The following is a 16,539-nucleotide window of genomic DNA, read 5'->3' on the forward strand; positions in this document are numbered from 1 at the left end:
AGATTCGCCTACCTGGGCCAGCTATGGACGTATTCAATTGCGATCTGTCGTTCGCGCACACCCAAGTCCGCCAAGATCGACAAGCTGAGTTTTACGCAGCGATTCGCAGCGACAATAGCCGGCTGGCATTCGAACGCTACTGCGCATCGATTGAACTGGGCAATGCAGGGTAATTCTGGTCGCTGCAAATAGACGGCCCTGGGCGGGTCTCATGCATCAAATGTGGAACGTGCCATCATGATGAGCAATTGGATACTCAAGAAGCTCGGTCTGCTCTCTGCGACGAATCCGCTTGAAAGCAATATCCGCTACTGCAACTACGCCCGCGCCCACGGTCGCACCGCTGCCGAGCAATTCACTTACGACAAGAACGCCTTACGTTACCGACCCATGGGCCCATTCATGGATTGGAAGTTCGACCGCTGCGTTGAGTTCCTCAAGGAATACGCGATCAGTGCGGAAGGAATCGAGGACGCAATTGACGGCGGGTCGGTGATGAACATCGAAGCCTATATCCACGGCAACGAACGCTTTGACGCCTGGCTGACGAAATGGGTAGATGAGAGAACTAAATGACGGAGGGCCGACCGGATAGGGCGCCAAACTGGTCCGGCTGCGATTTTCTGATTTCGTCTAAGATATTGTTTTAATTGCATAAATTAGTGGTGGTTGGGGAACCTGGATACGAACTATGACTAGCGAAGTCGGAGTTCGTGTCTGCCTCGATCAGAGGTCAGACACCGAATACCTCCCTCGTAGCACTAGATTCAACCAGACAGATCGTCGGTGTCGCGCACGAAGGAAATCGCTTGGCTTTGCCGCTATTCCAACATTCAAAGTGTCGCCCTGGTTCCATCGCCCATAACCGCCATCCGCCTTCGAGGATGCAGTGAGCAGCACCGGTCGACATGGGATGGCCGCGGCTCCAACCAATGCTCACCGACAAATCCCGCTGAGAGGACATGCCCAGCGGTATATCTATATCTAGTCGATTTGGGTATCGACTTGGCCTGGCCGGCCAAGTTTCTGTTTCCTCACGCAGTCCGACGGGAGAACGCTATAACGCAGAAAAAGGAGAACTCTGCATATGTTGACCCTCAACTGCGAACTAATCCACGCCCTCCCGCCATCCTCCCGTCGCGGCTTCGACCGCAAGGAGGCCGCCAGTTATGTCGGCGTCAGTCCTACCCATTTTGACAAGCTAATTCGCCAGGGCATCATGCCGCCTCCGAACGAATTTTTGGGCCGAAAAGTCTGGGACGTGAGGGCGCTCGATCGCGTTCTTGACGCCAAGTCGGGGGTAAATAGGCTTGCTCCCGGAATACACCCTCCGGCCGACGAGAGCGATGATCTCGACCGAGAGCTTGCCGAATTCGGGGCGAAGCATGGTTACGCTTGAACTTACGGGGCTGCACCGGGTCAAGGCCAATGGCCGGATCTACTGGTATGCCTGGCGAGGTGGCCCGCGGCTGGTCGGCGAGCCGGGCTCCATTGCATTCCTCGCCTCCTATAATGAGGCGATTGCTAATCGCCAAGCGCCGGACACCGGTCGCTTCCGATCGCTGGTCACGCTCTACAAGGCGAGCCCCGACTACAAGAAGCTGGCCGACTCGACGCGCCGCAATTGGGGGTCTTGGCTCGACCGCATCGCCGACCACTTCGGCGAGCTGCGCATCGCCCAGTTCGATCGACCCGAAAAGATCAGGCCGATCATCCGGCAATGGCGCGCCAAGTATGCCGAGACGGCCCGGACGGCCGACTACGGCATGCAGGTGCTGTCGCGCGTGCTCTCATACGCTGTCGACCCGCTGGGCAAAATCACCTCGAACCCCTGCGAGGGCATTAAACACCTCTATAGCAGCGACAGGTCTGAGATCATTTGGACAGACGACGACATCGCGCGCCTGAAGAAGTCCTGCTCGACCGAAGTCTCCTACGTCGTCGATTTGGCCGCTCACACTGGCCTTCGCGTCGGCGATCTGCTGCGGCTGTCATGGTCGCATGTGGGCGAGGACGCCATTGTCCTTACTACCGGCAAAAGTCGGCACCAGCGCGAAGCGATCATTCCTCTTTATGATGAGCTTCGCGCAGTCCTGGAGCTGATACCGCGCCGCTCTCCGGTCGTCCTCACCAACACCAAGAAGCGCCCGTGGACAGTCAACGGGCTGAGCAGCTCGTTCAGTGACATTAAGAAACTTGCATGGCCGAAAGGCCTGGATCTGCACTTCCACGATTTGCGCGGCACGGCCGCGACGAAGTTCTATCTCGCGAAACTTACAACACGTGAGATCGCCGAGATCATGGCGTGGGAGGAGGACACCGTCGAGCGCATCATTCGCCGCTATGTCGGCCGTGGTGCAGCTATCAAGGAGCGCATCCGCCGACTCAATGAGGCCAGACAGAGAACATAACCTGTAAAACAGGCTGTAAAACCGCCCATTTGTAGCAAGCAGAAAATCGGGCTTAAACCCTTGTGGAGCAAGGTGGAGCGGGTAGCGGGAATCGAACCCGCGCGTTCAGCTTGGGAAGCTGACAGGCTGCCATTACATCATACCCGCGCAGCCGCTCGAATATCACGCTCCCGTGCCGATCGGCAATCGCAAAGGTTGCCATTTTCCTTGAACACACGGCCGCGACTGCGTATGTCCCGCTGGCATTCAATCACGGGAGAATGATTTGTCCGGACTTACGCGCTTCCTCGGCGACAGCCCGCTGCGGGTATTCCTGAAACTCCTCGTCGTCTCCTTTCTCGTCGGCATCGTGATGAGCACGTTCGGCTGGTCGCCATTCGACATCCTGGAAAGCATCCGGGATTTCTTCCTGCGCATGTGGTACATGGGCTTCGCGACCATCGACCGGTTCCTGGGCTACCTCCTGCTCGGCGCCGCTATCGTCGTCCCGGCTTTCATCCTGCTCCGGCTGTTCAGCTATCGCCGCTGAATTCGGCGGCGACCTCGAACAATATGGCGTGGCGGGCCGCAAGTGCGGCGATATCGCGTGAATAGCCGCCGCCGATGACGCCGCAGACCGGAATTCCGCGTTCCCTGAAATGGCTGATCGCCATTCTGTCGCGGGCGCGCAGTCCCTCGTCTGATAGCGCAAGCCGCCCTAGACGGTCGTCGGCATGCGGATCGACGCCGGCATTGTAGAAGATGATGTCCCAGGCTGCCCGCCCGGAAAGCACCGGCAGGATATCGCCGAGCTTCTCCAGATAAGCGTCGTCGCTCGTGCCGTCCGGCAGGGCAATGTCCAGGTCGGAGGCGATCTTGAGGGCCGGGTAGTTGCGTTCGCCATGCATGGAAAAGGTGAAGGCGCGCGGTTCGTTTTTCAGGATGTCCGCCGTGCCGTCGCCCTGGTGCACGTCGAGATCGACGATCAGGATCTTCGCAGCCAGCCCCTCGGCGATCAGCACGAGGGCCGCGACCGCCACATCGTTGAAGGTGCAAAAGCCCGCGCCATGCGCATATCTGGCATGATGGCTTCCGCCGGCAGTGTTGCAAGCGATCCCGTTCGCTAGCGCCAAACGCGCCGCCAGTATCGTTCCGCCGGCCGCAAGTTGCGCGCGACGCGAGACACGCTCTCCGATCGGAAAACCGATCTCGCGTTCGATCTTCGGCGGAACGGCGCAGGCGATCACCTGGTCGACATAGACGGGATCATGCGCGAGCTTCAGCCAGCCGGGCTCGGCAGGAGCAGGCTGGTGCAGGTTCGACTGAGTGACAAGGCCGCGCGCTGCGAGTCGCTCCATGAGCGCGCTGTATTTGCCCATCGGAAACCTGTGGTCCGCAGCAAAACCGGCGTCATAGCCGGGGTGATGGACGATCGGGAGCGCGGCCACTTCTACGGTTGAGCCTTCGCCAGTTTCTTCGGCGCTATCGATTTCCAGGCGAATGACATGGCATGGCGAACGGTCTCCGCGTCGGCCCGATCGAGCATGATCTGCGTCCAGCCTTTCAGGCCCCACGAGCCCTTGATCGGCACAAAAATGCCGCGTCCGGTCTCTTTGAGAAGCTGCTGCTCGTCGGGCGAAAGCTTCAGCACGGCCCGGCCGTCGCTTTCGCGCAGCGTGGCAAAGATCTTCTTGCCGACACGGAAATCCCCAGTATCGAAATGGCTGTCTTCGACCGCTTGCGGAAAGCTCAGCGCCAGCGCTCGAAACTCGTCCGCCGTCATGCGGGTCCTCCGAACGTCCGCCAGGCCAGCACGATCCTCGACAGAGCGGTGTAGAACGTCAAGGCCGCGAAAGCGTAGGCCAGCGGCGGGAACCAGTCCGGGAACATGCAGAAGGCTACGAAGACCGCGATGGTTTCGCTGGCTTCGGCCAGGCCGGTGGTGAAGAAGAGCGATTTCGCACCGCGAGCATCGGTCGCCAGCTTCCGCCTCTCAGCCATGATCGCATAGGCGAGAAAACTCGACCCGTTGACGTAGAAGGAGAACACCAGCACCGAGCCCGCAATGGCATTGGCTGCCGGGTCGGCCAGCACGAAGCCGACGGGAATGGCGCCATAGAAGACGAAATCGAGCACGATATCGAGGTAGCCACCGAGATCGGTCCTGCCGTTGACCTTCGCGACCGCGCCGTCGAGCCCGTCGCCGAGGCGGCTGGCGAGCAGCAGGACGAGGCCGAGCCAGAACTGGCCGAACGCGATCGCCAGCGCGCCAGCCAAGCCGACAACGCAGGCCGCGACTGTGATGGCATTAGCCGAAACGCCGGCCCTCGCCATTTGCGCGCCAAGGCCGTCGAGCGGCGGATCGAGGCGCCTGCGCGCCCAACCATCGAGCATTCCCTTGCCTCCCGAGCCTGTCGCAACATCCGCAGTAAACGAAAAATCCAGTCAAGCGGAAATCACAATCCGGTTTGCGACGGCCAAATGAGGTTGACCTGCCGGCCTGGCCGGCAGATTCTTTCTCTTGAAGGAGTGCGTGGAATGTACAGTGCTGTCACGCGCGACATCGAGGTGAATGTTGAGCCGTTCTACCTCGAGGACCAATCCGATCCCTCGCAGAACCGCTATGTCTGGGCTTATCGGGTGACAATCGCCAACCACTCGGACGAGTTCGTGCAGCTCCTCTCGCGCTACTGGCGCATCACGGATGGCGCCGGCCGTGTCGAGGAGGTGCGTGGCCCCGGCGTGGTCGGCGAGCAGCCGGGGCTCAATCCCGGCGACAGCTACCAATACCAGTCCGGCTGCCCGCTTTCGACGCCATCCGGCATCATGGTCGGCCGCTACACGATGCGAAACCGCAGGGACGAAATGTTCGAGGTCGAGATTCCGGCGTTTTCACTGGACCTGCCGGGCAAGCGGCGGGTGAACTGACGGGCTGGTTGGGCGGCTATCCCTCCCCGCGATAAGGAAGGGATTCCCGGAGTTCAGGCTGACCTGGCTTCCGCCGAAAACTCGGCGGGCTTGAACTCGTAGGCCTTCGAGCAGAACTCGCAATTGACCCGAATGACGCCATCCTCGGTGCTTTCCTCGATCTCCTCGGCCGAAAACCCTTCGAGGATGCCGCGGATCTTGGTGCGCGAGCAGGAGCACTCATCCTCGACATGTGTTCCCTCGAAGACGCGCACGCCGTGCTCGTTGAACAGCCGGTAGAGCAGCCTTTCCGAGCCGACCGACGGGTCGAGAAGCTCGTTGTGCTCGACCGTCGCCATGAGCGCCACCAACTCGCGCCAGGAATTGTCGGCGACTTCGTGCGGCGGCTGGCCGGGATCGCCATCGCCGCCATGCAGGTCGGGCATGCGCAGGCGTTCCTGCGCCTTGGGCAGAAACTGCGCAAGCAGGCCGCCGGCACGCCAATGCTCGCGGCTGCCACCAGCGGCGGGCAGCACGAGTTTGCCGACCGAAAGCCGGATGTCGGTCGGGATCTGTTCGGACTGGCGGAAATAGGTCTTGGCCGCCTCCTCGAGTGTCTCACCGTCGAGCGCGACGATGCCCTGGTAGCGCTGCATGTCAGCGCCCTGGTCGATGGTGAGCGCAAGGACGCCGTTGCCAAGCAGCTTTTCAGGCGCGGCTTCGCCCGCCTCGACAGCAGCAGCCAAGCGGTCCGCATCGAAGCGCGCATAGGCGCGCAGCGATTTCGGCGTCGAGAAATCGGCCACCAGCATGTCGACCGGTCCGTCGGTGCGGGTCTGCAGGATGAACTTGCCCTCGAATTTCAGCGACGTGCCGAGCAGCACCGCCACCAGCGCCGCCTCCGCCAGGAGCCGGGCGACCGGCTCGGGATAGTCGTGGCGGGCGAGAATCTGGTCGAGCAGCGGCCCGAGCTGCACCATGCGCCCGCGTACGTCGAGCGCGCCGACCTCGAACGGCACGACATTGTCGTCGCCGGCAAAGCCGAATTCACCAAGCTTGCGTTCCCTGTCGACCAACTGACCAAATCCTTCAATGCTTCTGGCGAGCGAACGGTATCGCGCCGGAAAAGCCGCTTTCAAACGTTAAGTGAGGTGTGATGGCGCGCAAATAGGCGCTCAGCCGGCCCGATTCAAGCGCCCAGGCACCAGGCCAGCACCGCCTTCTGGGCGTGCAGCCGGTTTTCGGCCTCGTCGAACACCACCGAATTCGGCCCGTCGATCACCTCGTCGGTGACCTCCTCGCCGCGATGGGCGGGCAGGCAATGCATGAACAGCGCGTCGGGCTTGGCATGCTTCATCAGCGCCGCATTGACCTGATAAGGCATGAAGACGTTGTGGCCGCGAGCGCGGTGCTCCTGGCCCATCGAGACCCAGCAATCGGTGACGACGCAGTCGGCGCCGTCGACGGCCTCAGGTGCGGACGCGGCGAACGTCGCCGAGCCGCCATTCCGCCTCGCCCAGTCGACATATTTCTGCTCGGGCGCCGAGCCTTCCGGAACCGCGATATTGAGTTTGAAGCTGAAGCGGGCCGAGGCCTCGAGCAGCGAATGAAGCACGTTATTGCCGTCGCCGACCCAGGCGAAGGTCTTGCCCACGACGCTGCCGCGATGCTCCTCGAAGGTCATGATGTCGGCCATGAGCTGGCACGGGTGGGTTTCGTCGGTGAGGCCGTTTATCACCGGCACCTCGGCGTTTTGGGTCAGCTCCAGCAGGCGCTCGTGCGAGGTAGTGCGGATCATGATCGCGTCGACGTACCGCGACAGCACCTTGGCGGTATCGGCGATGGTCTCGGAGCGGCCGAGTTGCATTTCGGCCCCGGTCAGCATGATAGTCTCGCCGCCCAGTTGGCGCATGCCGACATCAAAGGAAACCCGCGTCCTCGTCGACGGTTTGTCGAAGATCATCGCCAGCACTTTGCCTTCCAGCGGGCGCGAGCGCTTGCCGGCCTTCAGCCGCGCCTTGCGGCGGGCTGCGTCGCCCAGCATGCCGCGCAATTCCGCTGCCGGAACGGCGGAAAGATCGGTGAAATGGCGAATAGCGCTGGTCATGTCGAAACTCCAGGCGGTCAGGTCGCGGTGGCTGCAGCAGCCGGCGCAAGGCTTTTCGCACCCGAGCGGATGCGAGCCAACGCCTCGCGGATCTCCGCGTCGGTGACGGTCAGCGGCGGCAGCAGGCGAAGGACATTGTCGCCAGCCGGGACCGAAAGCAGCTTCTGATCGCGCAAAGCGGTCGCGACCTTGGCGTTGGGCGCCTTGCACTTCAGGCCGAGCAACAGGCCCGTGCCCCGCGTGCCCTCGATGACCTCGGGAAATTCGTCCGCAATTGCCGCAAGCCCCTGCTTCATAAGCAGTCCCTTGCGGCTGATCTCTTCAAGAAAACCATCCTCCAGCACGACATCGAGTACGGCATTGCCGACCGCCATCGCCAGAGGATTGCCGCCGAATGTGGTGCCGTGCACGCCGGGCGTCATGCCGGCCGCCGCCTCGTCGGTCGCGAGGCACGCGCCCATCGGGAAGCCGCCGCCTATTCCCTTGGCGATCGCCATCAGGTCGGGCGTGACGCCGGCCCACTCATAGGCGAACAGCTTGCCGGTGCGGCCGACGCCGCACTGCACTTCGTCGAAGATCAGCAGCAGGCCGTGTTCGTCGCAGAGTTCGCGCAGGCGCTTCAGGGACTGCGCAGGGAAGTCGCGGATGCCGCCCTCGCCCTGCACCGGCTCGAGCAGGATGGCGGCGGTTTCGTGCGTGATGGCCCGTTCGGCAGCGTCAATATCGTCGAACGCCACCTGGTCGAAACCTTCGACCTTGGGCCCGTAGCCTTCGAGATATTTCTGCTGGCCGCCGGCAGCGATCGTCGCCAGCGTGCGCCCATGGAAGGCGCCCTCGAACGTGATCGTGCGGAAGCGCTCGGGGCGGCCGTTGACATAGTGATAGCGGCGCGCTGTCTTGATCGCGCATTCCAGCGCCTCGGCACCGGAATTGGTGAAGAACACCTTGTCGGCGAAGCTGTTGGCGACCAGCCTTCCGGCAAGCCGCGTCTGGCCCGGAATCTGGTAGAGATTTGACGTGTGCCACAATTTGCCGGCCTGCTCGGTAAGAGCGGCGACCAACTTCGGATGGCCGTGGCCGAGCGAGTTGACGGCGATACCGCCGGCGAAATCGAGATAGCGCTGGCCGTCCTCGGTGATCAGCCAGCTTCCCTCGCCCCGTTCGAACGCCAGGGGTGCACGGGCGAAAGTCTCGAAAAGCGCCGAACCGCTCATTATATGCGTCTCCGGTACCGGAAAAATCAAAAAAGCCGCCAAAGCGGCGGCCATGCCGGCATATTGGATTTTTCGGCCGTGAAGTCAACGGAAACGTCAGCTTGAGGCGCAAAGGCAAATGATCGGCTTTGCGTGGGCAAGTTGGGGAAAACCGAAAAATCCGATTCGTGTTGCATTCCGGACTCTTGTCACGGAGTCACCGGATAGAGTAGTTTGTAGTGAAGAAATAACTAGATTTCGTGCGGCGGCATAATCAACCGAATAGATGTGGTGTCGAACCCGGCAGTGCCGGGACGGGAATGGATTCTGACTCCCCGCACGCTGATCAGGAGCATGATCTCATGAATTGGACCGACGAGCGCGTTGAAACCCTCCGCAAACTGTGGGCCGAAGGCCTCAGCGCCAGCCAGATCGCGGCGCAGTTGGGCGGGGTGAGCCGCAACGCCGTGATCGGCAAGGTCCACCGCCTGAAACTGTCGAGCCGCGGCCGCGCGACGGCTGCCCCGGCGCGCCAGAAGAAGGCGCAGGGAGCCGGCGGCGGCAAGAGCGTGACCCGGTCCGCGACCGTAACGCGCACCGTCACCACTTCGATCGGCGCAACGGCGTTGCAGCAGCAGTTCGATGCCGAGCCGGTGGCGAGGCAGTATCTGCGCCCGGTGGAGAACGTGGTGGTGCCGATCTCGCGGCGGCTGCAGCTCGTCCAGCTCAACGAGCGAACCTGCAAATGGCCCAACGGCGATCCGCTGTCCGAGGATTTCCATTTCTGCGGAAACGACTCCGCCGAGTCCGGACCTTATTGCACTTATCACGCCAAGATCGCGTTCCAGCCTGCCTCCGAGCGGCGCAGGAGCAGATAGAAGCAGCCTGTCGACATTCGAAGCAGGCGGGCTACTCGCCCGCCGCCTTGGCTATCACCCGGTGGCTCTTGTCTTCTTTCGGCCGATCGGCCGGCATCTGCTCGCCGGTGACGATGTAGTAGATGGCTTCCGCAATGTTGGTGGCGTGGTCGCCGATGCGCTCGATGTTCTTGGCGCAGAAAAGAAGATGCGTGCAGGGTGTGATGTTGCGCGGATCCTCCATCATGTAGGTTAGGAGTTCGCGGAACAGCGACGTGTACATGGCGTCGATCTGGTCATCGCGGTCGCGCATGAAGGTGATGCGCTCGACCGAGCGCGACGCGTAGACGTCGAGCACTTCCTTGAGTTGCGTAAGCGCAAGTTCGGCAAGCGCCTGTAGACCGCGGAAAAGGCTGACCGGATGGCGGCCTTCGGCGACCGCAACGACGCGCTTGGCGACGTTCTTGCCCAAATCGCCGACGCGTTCCAGATCGGCGGAGATGCGGATCGCGCCGATGATCTCGCGCAGATCGCCGGCGACCGGCTGGCGCTTGGCGATGATCAGGATCGCCTTGTCGTCGATCTCGCGCTGGCCCTCGTCGAGTACGGCGTCGTCGCCGATGACCTTCTGCGCCAGAGCGATGTCCGAACTGACCAAGGCCGCGATCGACTGATCGACCATGCGTTCGGCATGGCCGCCCATGGCCGCGATCTTGCGGGTGAGGAATTTGAGCTCCTCGTCATAGGCGCTGACGATGTGATGCGACTGCATGGCCGTTACCCGCTTTCCGCCGGGCGTGAATCGCCGCCCTGAATCCCGATCGATACGCTAACCGGATGACGAAAAAAAGAAACCGCCAACTGCTGGCCAGGGCTGAGGTCCGGAGTGGTCAGCCGCCGTGCGCTTCCACGACCTTTCGGCACCCTTCGGACAGCTTCGCTTTGTTGTCGCGAAGACAGGCGTTCATCTGCGCCGGCTTGCCAACGCTGGCGGAGCACAGCTTCATCGCATCGGGGCGGCAGGCGGCTTTCTCTTCGCTGGTCAGGGCGGTTTGAGCCATTGCGGCCGAGCCGCTCACCGCGAAAAGCGTGAGGGCGAAAAGCACGGACTTGATCATGGATTTTCCTTTCGAACGTCAATCGACTCCTGGACCTTTGCCAAGGGTTGGCGCGAACCATCGGGGAGGAAGCGACCGCGGCCCATCCCATGTTCATGGCATGTCGGCTTATGCGGCGGACGACGTAGATCAAGGCGAGTGTCAATGATTCCCAATGGAATCACGTTCTATTTCTAAAAGGAGAACACGAATGACATTTCGGATTTGCCTGCCGCACATCGCCGTTGCGCTTATCACCCTCTCCGCGCCGGCGACGGTACTGCTCGGCGCAGGCTCGGCCGAAGCCGCGGTATACTGCAAGACCGTCGGCGTGCCGAAAGGCTGCGTGGTTCGCCCCACAGTTCCGGCCGCGCGCGTCGTTGTCACGCCCGCGCCGGTTGTTGTTGCGCCAGCGCCCGTCGTCGTTGCGCCGGTCGTGGTCGCGCCGCGAGTAGGGGTTGGCGTCGGAGCTCCGGGTGTCGGCGTCGCTCCCGGCCGGGTCGGGAACCGCGGCGGGCCCGTCAACCGCGTTGGCAGACGCTGAGCTGTCGGCTATCCGCTCGCCAGTTCGACATTCGGGAAACTGCGGGGCAGATCGAGGCGAACCCTCGTCCCACCAGGCCCCGAAGTTATTTCCAGCTGCGCGCCGCAACGCGCGGCGCGTTTGTGCATGTTGGCCAGGCCGCGCGCCGTATTGGGTGCATCAGTCGCCCGGTGGCCTTGATCGCACAGAACGAAGCCCTGTCCGTCGTCCTCTACGGTGATGCGACCACGCTGGTCCCCGGCTGTCTCGCCGATGGTCTCTATCCTGACCTTGATCCGCGTCGCTCCGGCATGCTTCACGGAATTGGTTACGCCCTCGTCGAGAAGCCGCAGGATTTGGATCACGTGCCAGGGCCTGAGTTCCGGATGAACCGGCATGCCTTCAGGCACAAGCACATGCCAGTCGAGGGCGAGGCCGTGGGGACGCAACTGTGCCGCGGTGCGCTCGCGCCAGGTGCCCAGCGCCAGCATCAGGTCGCCGTCGATATCGTCCATAGCATCGATCACCAGCCGCAAATCCTTAAGCGCCGCACGGGCCGCCTCGCCGATCCGGGCGCCTTCCCAGGCACCGCGTTCGCTGAGCGCGACGATGCTGACGAGTTGCCCCCCGAGGCCGTCATGCAGGTCGCGAGTCAGGCGATTGCGTTCGCTTGCGAGCGCCGCCGCCCGCGCCCGTTCCTCCTCCAGGGCAAGGCTTGCCCGCAACTTGTCCTCAGCCTCGCGAACTAACGTAACCATGCGGCCTGCAAAGCTGTCGACTTCGTTCAATGCAGTGGCGAAGCGCCACGTAAGGCCGATGCCGATCGCCACCAGCAGCGCTGAATAAGAAAGGCGCGAGACGAGGATCGGCCGCTCAATGACGATGCCAAAGACGGACAGCAGGTCATGAAAAAGAAAGGTCATCACGATCGTGACCGCGCATCCGAGAAGCATGGCGACCCCGTCGCCGCGTACCACCGCCGCCCGCGCCACAAGAATGCAGATGATGGACAGCGACAGGAAAACCGTTGGCGGGCCTAAAACCAGATAAGCCTGCCGCACCAGCGCAGCATTGCCCGCCAAACCCGCTGCGGCAATGACGAGTCCGGGAATAAAGGCGATCCAGAAATATCGCGGTCGTTCCAGACGTAGAAACGCAATGATGAAGATCAGTACGCAAGCGGCTTCTAGCGGCGCCGAAGCGATGAGCATAGCATTCAACCCGGCATAGTCCGATTGCCCCACCGGAGCGGAAACGAATGCCTGCAGGACGCCGATCGCCATGGCGGCGGCAAGAACCCCGTAGGTCGGCTCGTGGCGGCGTTTCAACCACATCACGCCGAGAAGAACGGCGAGGATGGCCTGCCATGCCGAAAACACGACCGGCAACGTCAGAAAAAGCAGCGCGCGACGTTCATAGGCAGGGCGAAGAGCTTCATCGGGACCAACGAAGACCCGGTCCAGAAATCCAGTGAGGGGCCCCCAGGCATGGAGCCGGACCGTCAGCATATTCGCGCCGCCTCGCAGCAGCAATTCGGGAATCACCGCAATTTCAGGCGAGTTGCGGTCTGCTCTGTTGGCCGCCGGATGCAGGCGGCTATCGAGGATGACAGTGCCGTTCACCGCCACTTCAACGCCGCTGATGAACCGGGGCAGCAGGATTGACCAAGCATGATCTGTCTCATTCGCCGGCCGATCAAACGACAGCGTGAAAACCGGCGGATTGCCGGAGGTCACGCGGGACGTCAGATGATAGGGCAGGCGAACGGGCCGCTGGGCTCCCTCTTCGCCCAGTATTGCTTCGCTTATCTGATAGCTGGCGGAGGGTTCCGGCAGCGGCTGGCGCAACATCAGGATGCACGCCACCACGATCAACGCCTGGGCCAGGAGATAGAAACCGAGCCGATTGCGCCATCCGAGCGCCGGGGACGAAATCATGCTCGCGGCTGCGCCGGTCACAGCCGGATCAGGCCTTGCTGAAGCGCCTCGAAAACCGCCTCGCCTCGCGTATTGACCTCCAGCTTGCGGTAAATGCTTTTGATGTGGCCCGGCACCGTCTGGCGCGACAGCCCCAGATGGCCAGCGATCTCGGCGTAGCTGAAACCCTTCGCGATGCCCCACAATATGTCGATTTCGCGCGGCGTCAGCTTTGCGGTGTTGAGCGGCGGCAGCGACGGGCGTTCCGCCGTTCCCTGCGTCCGACGGACGATGAAGCGGGCGATGGAAGCCGAGATAGGCGAGTGCCCGGCAACGAGTTCGCGCACCGTGGCAGCGATGTCTGTGGGAAAAGCGTCTTTGAGCAGATAACCGGTCGCGCCAGCCGTGATCGCCGATATGACGCTTTCTTCATCGCCAAGGATCGAGATCACCATGATCTCGGTATTCGGGCAATCACGGCGCGCCTGCCGGATCAGGTCCATCCCATGGCCGTCAGGCAATTGCAGGTCGGTCAGGAGCACCTGCGGGCGAATATCTTCGAGTGCGGCGCGGGCCTCCCTTAAAGTCGCGGCCGTCGTCACTTCGAATTCGCCGATATCGGCCAGCGCATCGCGCAGACGGCCGCGGGTCGGCGCGTCGTCCTCGACGAGCAGCACCGTGATTGTCCTATCAGGCTGTGCCCCGGCCGATTGCAGCGTCATGCAACGTTTTCTGAATTCTCGAATGCAAGCAGAACTATATACGCCGCGGCGAACCGCGACAGCCATAATCATGGGGGACGAATGCCTGTCCGGACTTCGTCAGCCGGCCGGCAGATGCACCGTAAAGGCCGCGCCCTCCCCCACCTTCGACTTGATCGACAGGCGGCCATTGTGGCGGGTTAGGATGTGCTTGACGATGGACAGGCCGAGACCGGTGCCTTTCTGCGCGCGGCTGGTCTCAACGTCGACCCGATAGAAACGTTCGGTGATGCGGGGGATGTGCTCTTCCGGGATGCCCGGCCCGAAGTCGTGAATGGTGACTGCTACTTCGCGCTGTGGTCCCGTCTCCATGTTCTCCATCGACACTGTGACGCGGCCGCCCGACTGGCCGTATTTGCAGGCGTTTTCGAGCAGGTTCTCGAACACCTGGAACAGTTCGTCGCGATCGCCCGGAACTTCGAAGGGGCCGTCGGGAATGTCGGTTTCGATCGCTACGCCCGATTCGCTGGCCAGCGGGCTCAGGGAATCGATCACGCCCTGGACGACGGCGCGGAGATCGACCCTGGTCCCCGGCTTGAGATAGGGCTTCATCTCCAGCCGCGACAGCGACAACAGATCGTCGATCAGCCGCGCCATGCGCGAGGTCTGGTTTTGCATGATCTGGAGAAAGTGGTCGCGCGCCGCGGCGTCCTTCCTCGCGGGGCCGCGCAGGGTTTCGACGAAACCGGCGATCGAGGCGAGCGGCGTGCGCAGCTCGTGGCTGGCGTTGGCGATGAAGTCGGCGCGCATGCGGTCGATGCGGCGGGCCTCGCTCTGGTCCTTGAACACCAGCACGTAAAGGCCTGTACCCCTGCCGATCGCCGACCCGGTGACGCGGTAGACGCGCTCGATCGGAACGCGCTCGACATAGTCGGCGACCTGCGGCGAGCCGTTTCCGGCAAGCGTCGCGGCGATCAGCTCCTGCATTTCGGGCGCGCGGAATTTCAATTGCAGGGAGATGCCCGGGCCGACGGCGGCGAAGGCGTCGAGCGCCGCGTCGTTGGCGTGGACGACGGTGCCCGCGCCGTCGAACAGGATCAGCGGGTCGGCCACCGCAGCCGCGAGGTTTTCGCCCGACAGCCTCTCAAGCGCCGAACGTTCGCCAACCGCCGCCGCTTCGGCGCGGCGCTGGCGGGCGGTGCGCCGCGGCGCGACGGCCGCCGCCACGAACAGCGCCGCGATGCAGACGACCACGAAGAATGTCGATTCCTCGGCGATCGAGTAGACGACAAGGACTGCCAGGACGCCGGCAGCCAGCATCCACCGGTTCTGGTTGAGCCGGCCCGCAACGAGACGGCCCCATCTCCGCCCCTGACGTTCCCTTTTCGCTTCGGCCATCCGCAATTCCCGAGCTGCCATCAGCCGTTTGACCGGCCAATGACCACCCAATAGCATGCGCCGCGCAACGAGGAAGGTGTGGCGATGAAAAATGGCAGTGCCCGCAAGATTGAACAGTCTCCATCCGTCGAACCGGCGGCTGCGCCGCTCCTGAAGCTCAAGGCCGGCGGCGAAGAACGGATGTTCGACATAGACAATCCGGAGCTTCCTGACTGGCTGAAAAAGCGGACCCTGACGTCCGGCGGCTATCCCTATGACGAGAAGATGCCGCGCGAGGACTATGACGAGACGCTGGAGCGCCTGCAGATCGAACTGGTGAAGCTGCAATCCTGGATGCAGGCCACCGGCAAGCGCGTGCTCATCCTGTTCGAAGGACGCGACGCAGCCGGCAAGGGCGGCGTGATCAAGGCGATCCGCGAATACATGAACCCGCGCACCGCCCGCGATGTCGCATTGCCGAAGCCAACCGAGACCGAACGGGGCCAGTGGTACTATCAGCGCTACGTTACGCAGTTTCCGACGGCGGGCGAACTCGTGACCTTCGACCGCTCCTGGTACAATCGCGCAGGCGTCGAACCAGTGATGGGGTTTTGCACGCCCGAGCAGCACGCGCATTTCCTGGAGGAGACGCCGCACTTCGAAGAGATGATCGTCAACGAGGGCATCCATTTCTTCAAGTTCTGGCTCGATCTCGGCCGCGAAATGCAGCTGAAGCGGTTTCATGACCGCCGCCACAGTCCGCTGACCTGCTGGAAATTCTCGCCGATGGATGTCGCCGGCATGACCAAATGGGACGCCTATGGCGAAATGCGCGATTTGATGCTGGAGCGGACCCACACGGCCCATGCGCCCTGGATCGTGGTGCGCTCGAACGACAAGAGACGCGCGCGCATCGCCGCCATCCGCAGGGTGCTGGCCAGCCTGCCCTACTCCGGCCGTGACCTCGAAACCGTCGGCAAGCCCGACCCGAAAATCATCGGCGAGGGACCGGATTTCCTGAAGAGTTAAGTCCCGAGAAAAATCCGCCACTATGTCGGGATCGAATGATCCCGTTCGTCCTAGACAAGACAGGAACAGAAACATGCTCTACGCGATCCTCTGCTACAACTCCGAAGATGTCGTCTGCTCCTGGACCAAGGAGGAGGACGACGCGGTGATGGCCAAGCTCGACGTGGTCCATCAGAAGCTATTGAAGGAGAAACGGCTCGGCCCCTCGCTGCGCCTGCTGCCGACCACTGCTGCGACCACCCTGGTCAAGAACCAGGATCTGGTGATCGACGGCCCCTATGCCGAGACCAAGGAGCAGCTGCTCGGCTTCTATGTTGTCGACGTCGAGGGACTTGAGGCAGGGCTGGAAGTCGCCCGCGACCTGGCGCGCGCCAATCCCGGCGGCGCTTATGAGCTCCGACCAATTTCCCTTTTCCTTCCAGGAAGCGGGGTGACGTGAGCG

At 62.5% G+C, this 16,539-nt stretch carries 20 protein-coding genes and 1 tRNA gene; 9 read left to right on the forward strand and 12 right to left on the reverse strand.

Annotation, left to right across the window (positions count from 1 at the left end):
• Positions 1–237: 237 nt before the first annotated feature.
• The 3 genes from G6N73_RS23090 to G6N73_RS23100 all read left to right on the forward strand — a co-directional run bounded on the left by G6N73_RS23090 (position 238) and on the right by G6N73_RS23100 (position 2,411).
• Positions 238–576, forward strand: a complete 339-nt coding sequence (locus G6N73_RS23090) for a hypothetical protein (RefSeq protein ID WP_165031919.1) — start codon at positions 238–240, stop codon at positions 574–576.
• A gap of 511 nt (positions 577–1,087) precedes the next feature.
• Positions 1,088–1,399 carry a helix-turn-helix transcriptional regulator gene (locus G6N73_RS36390; protein WP_206079040.1) on the forward strand — a complete coding sequence of 104 codons (312 nt, stop codon included), beginning with the start codon at positions 1,088–1,090 and terminating at the stop codon, positions 1,397–1,399.
• A complete protein-coding gene (locus G6N73_RS23100) occupies positions 1,386–2,411 on the forward strand; it encodes a tyrosine-type recombinase/integrase (protein WP_165031921.1) in 1,026 nt (341 codons plus the stop codon). Before G6N73_RS36390 ends, G6N73_RS23100 begins: the two co-directional genes overlap by 14 nt.
• A 73-nt stretch (positions 2,412–2,484) precedes the next feature.
• Here G6N73_RS23100 and G6N73_RS23105 read toward each other — a convergent pair.
• A tRNA-Gly gene (locus G6N73_RS23105) sits at positions 2,485–2,558 on the reverse strand.
• Positions 2,559–2,676: 118 nt separating this feature from the next.
• On the opposite strand from G6N73_RS23105, the gene G6N73_RS23110 reads away from it, so the two are divergent.
• Complete coding sequence (locus G6N73_RS23110; RefSeq protein ID WP_008835770.1) at positions 2,677–2,940, forward strand: DUF6460 domain-containing protein; 264 nt, start codon at positions 2,677–2,679, stop codon at positions 2,938–2,940.
• Here G6N73_RS23110 and G6N73_RS23115 read toward each other — a convergent pair.
• The 3 genes from G6N73_RS23115 to G6N73_RS23125 all read right to left on the reverse strand — a co-directional run bounded on the left by G6N73_RS23115 (position 2,924) and on the right by G6N73_RS23125 (position 4,784).
• Positions 2,924–3,769, reverse strand: a complete 846-nt coding sequence (locus tag G6N73_RS23115; RefSeq protein ID WP_165032010.1) for a histone deacetylase family protein — start codon at positions 3,767–3,769, stop codon at positions 2,924–2,926. The two genes, G6N73_RS23110 and G6N73_RS23115, sit on opposite strands and share 17 nt — an antisense overlap.
• Positions 3,770–3,840: 71 nt before the next feature.
• Positions 3,841–4,173 carry an MmcQ/YjbR family DNA-binding protein gene (locus G6N73_RS23120; RefSeq protein WP_165031924.1) on the reverse strand — a complete coding sequence of 111 codons (333 nt, stop codon included), beginning with the start codon at positions 4,171–4,173 and terminating at the stop codon, positions 3,841–3,843.
• A complete protein-coding gene (locus G6N73_RS23125) occupies positions 4,170–4,784 on the reverse strand; it encodes a CDP-alcohol phosphatidyltransferase family protein (RefSeq protein ID WP_165031926.1) in 615 nt (204 codons plus the stop codon). Before G6N73_RS23125 ends, G6N73_RS23120 begins: the two co-directional genes overlap by 4 nt.
• Before the next feature lie 144 nt (positions 4,785–4,928).
• Between G6N73_RS23125 and apaG the strand changes: the two genes are divergently transcribed.
• A complete protein-coding gene (gene apaG / locus G6N73_RS23130; RefSeq protein WP_165031928.1) occupies positions 4,929–5,318 on the forward strand; it encodes a Co2+/Mg2+ efflux protein ApaG in 390 nt (129 codons plus the stop codon).
• A 53-nt stretch (positions 5,319–5,371) separates the two neighbouring features.
• Here the strand turns inward: apaG and G6N73_RS23135 are convergent, their stop codons facing one another.
• The 3 genes from G6N73_RS23135 to G6N73_RS23145 all read right to left on the reverse strand — a co-directional run bounded on the left by G6N73_RS23135 (position 5,372) and on the right by G6N73_RS23145 (position 8,618).
• Positions 5,372–6,373 carry an Hsp33 family molecular chaperone gene (locus tag G6N73_RS23135; RefSeq protein WP_206079041.1) on the reverse strand — a complete coding sequence of 334 codons (1,002 nt, stop codon included), beginning with the start codon at positions 6,371–6,373 and terminating at the stop codon, positions 5,372–5,374.
• Between the two features lie 113 nt (positions 6,374–6,486).
• Positions 6,487–7,404, reverse strand: a complete 918-nt coding sequence (gene argF, locus G6N73_RS23140) for an ornithine carbamoyltransferase (protein WP_165031930.1) — start codon at positions 7,402–7,404, stop codon at positions 6,487–6,489.
• A gap of 17 nt (positions 7,405–7,421) precedes the next feature.
• Positions 7,422–8,618 (reverse strand): aspartate aminotransferase family protein, encoded by a 1,197-nt coding sequence (locus G6N73_RS23145; protein ID WP_165031932.1) that lies wholly within the window; start codon positions 8,616–8,618, stop codon positions 7,422–7,424.
• Between the two features lie 341 nt (positions 8,619–8,959).
• On the opposite strand from G6N73_RS23145, the gene G6N73_RS23150 reads away from it, so the two are divergent.
• Positions 8,960–9,475: a GcrA family cell cycle regulator gene (locus G6N73_RS23150; protein WP_165031934.1), complete on the forward strand. Its 516-nt coding sequence runs from the start codon at positions 8,960–8,962 to the stop codon at positions 9,473–9,475.
• A 31-nt stretch (positions 9,476–9,506) separates the two neighbouring features.
• Here the strand turns inward: G6N73_RS23150 and phoU are convergent, their stop codons facing one another.
• Together phoU and G6N73_RS23160 are read right to left on the reverse strand one after the other, a co-directional pair.
• On the reverse strand, positions 9,507–10,226 hold the full coding sequence (phoU, locus tag G6N73_RS23155; protein ID WP_165031936.1) for a phosphate signaling complex protein PhoU: 720 nt from the start codon (positions 10,224–10,226) through the stop codon (positions 9,507–9,509).
• A 118-nt stretch (positions 10,227–10,344) separates the two neighbouring features.
• Positions 10,345–10,572: a hypothetical protein gene (locus tag G6N73_RS23160; RefSeq protein WP_165031938.1), complete on the reverse strand. Its 228-nt coding sequence runs from the start codon at positions 10,570–10,572 to the stop codon at positions 10,345–10,347.
• Positions 10,573–10,762: 190 nt separating this feature from the next.
• Between G6N73_RS23160 and G6N73_RS23165 the strand changes: the two genes are divergently transcribed.
• On the forward strand, positions 10,763–11,095 hold the full coding sequence (locus G6N73_RS23165) for a hypothetical protein (protein WP_165031940.1): 333 nt from the start codon (positions 10,763–10,765) through the stop codon (positions 11,093–11,095).
• A gap of 8 nt (positions 11,096–11,103) precedes the next feature.
• Here the strand turns inward: G6N73_RS23165 and G6N73_RS23170 are convergent, their stop codons facing one another.
• The 3 genes from G6N73_RS23170 to G6N73_RS23180 all read right to left on the reverse strand — a co-directional run bounded on the left by G6N73_RS23170 (position 11,104) and on the right by G6N73_RS23180 (position 15,089).
• Entirely contained in the window at positions 11,104–13,011 is a 1,908-nt protein-coding gene (locus tag G6N73_RS23170) for a sensor histidine kinase (RefSeq protein WP_165031942.1), read from the reverse strand.
• A gap of 17 nt (positions 13,012–13,028) precedes the next feature.
• Positions 13,029–13,712 (reverse strand): response regulator, encoded by a 684-nt coding sequence (locus G6N73_RS23175; RefSeq protein WP_165031944.1) that lies wholly within the window; start codon positions 13,710–13,712, stop codon positions 13,029–13,031.
• A 99-nt stretch (positions 13,713–13,811) separates the two neighbouring features.
• Positions 13,812–15,089 carry an ATP-binding protein gene (locus tag G6N73_RS23180; protein ID WP_165031946.1) on the reverse strand — a complete coding sequence of 426 codons (1,278 nt, stop codon included), beginning with the start codon at positions 15,087–15,089 and terminating at the stop codon, positions 13,812–13,814.
• 84 nt (positions 15,090–15,173) lie between these two features.
• On the opposite strand from G6N73_RS23180, the gene ppk2 reads away from it, so the two are divergent.
• Together ppk2 and G6N73_RS23190 are read left to right on the forward strand one after the other, a co-directional pair.
• On the forward strand, positions 15,174–16,097 hold the full coding sequence (ppk2, locus tag G6N73_RS23185; RefSeq protein WP_165031948.1) for a polyphosphate kinase 2: 924 nt from the start codon (positions 15,174–15,176) through the stop codon (positions 16,095–16,097).
• 73 nt (positions 16,098–16,170) lie between these two features.
• Entirely contained in the window at positions 16,171–16,536 is a 366-nt protein-coding gene (locus G6N73_RS23190) for a YciI family protein (protein ID WP_165031950.1), read from the forward strand.
• Positions 16,537–16,539: the final 3 nt, after the last annotated feature.

Origin of the sequence: Allomesorhizobium camelthorni (assembly GCF_011045125.1) — a bacterium.
GTDB lineage: Bacteria > Pseudomonadota > Alphaproteobacteria > Rhizobiales > Rhizobiaceae > Allomesorhizobium > Allomesorhizobium camelthorni.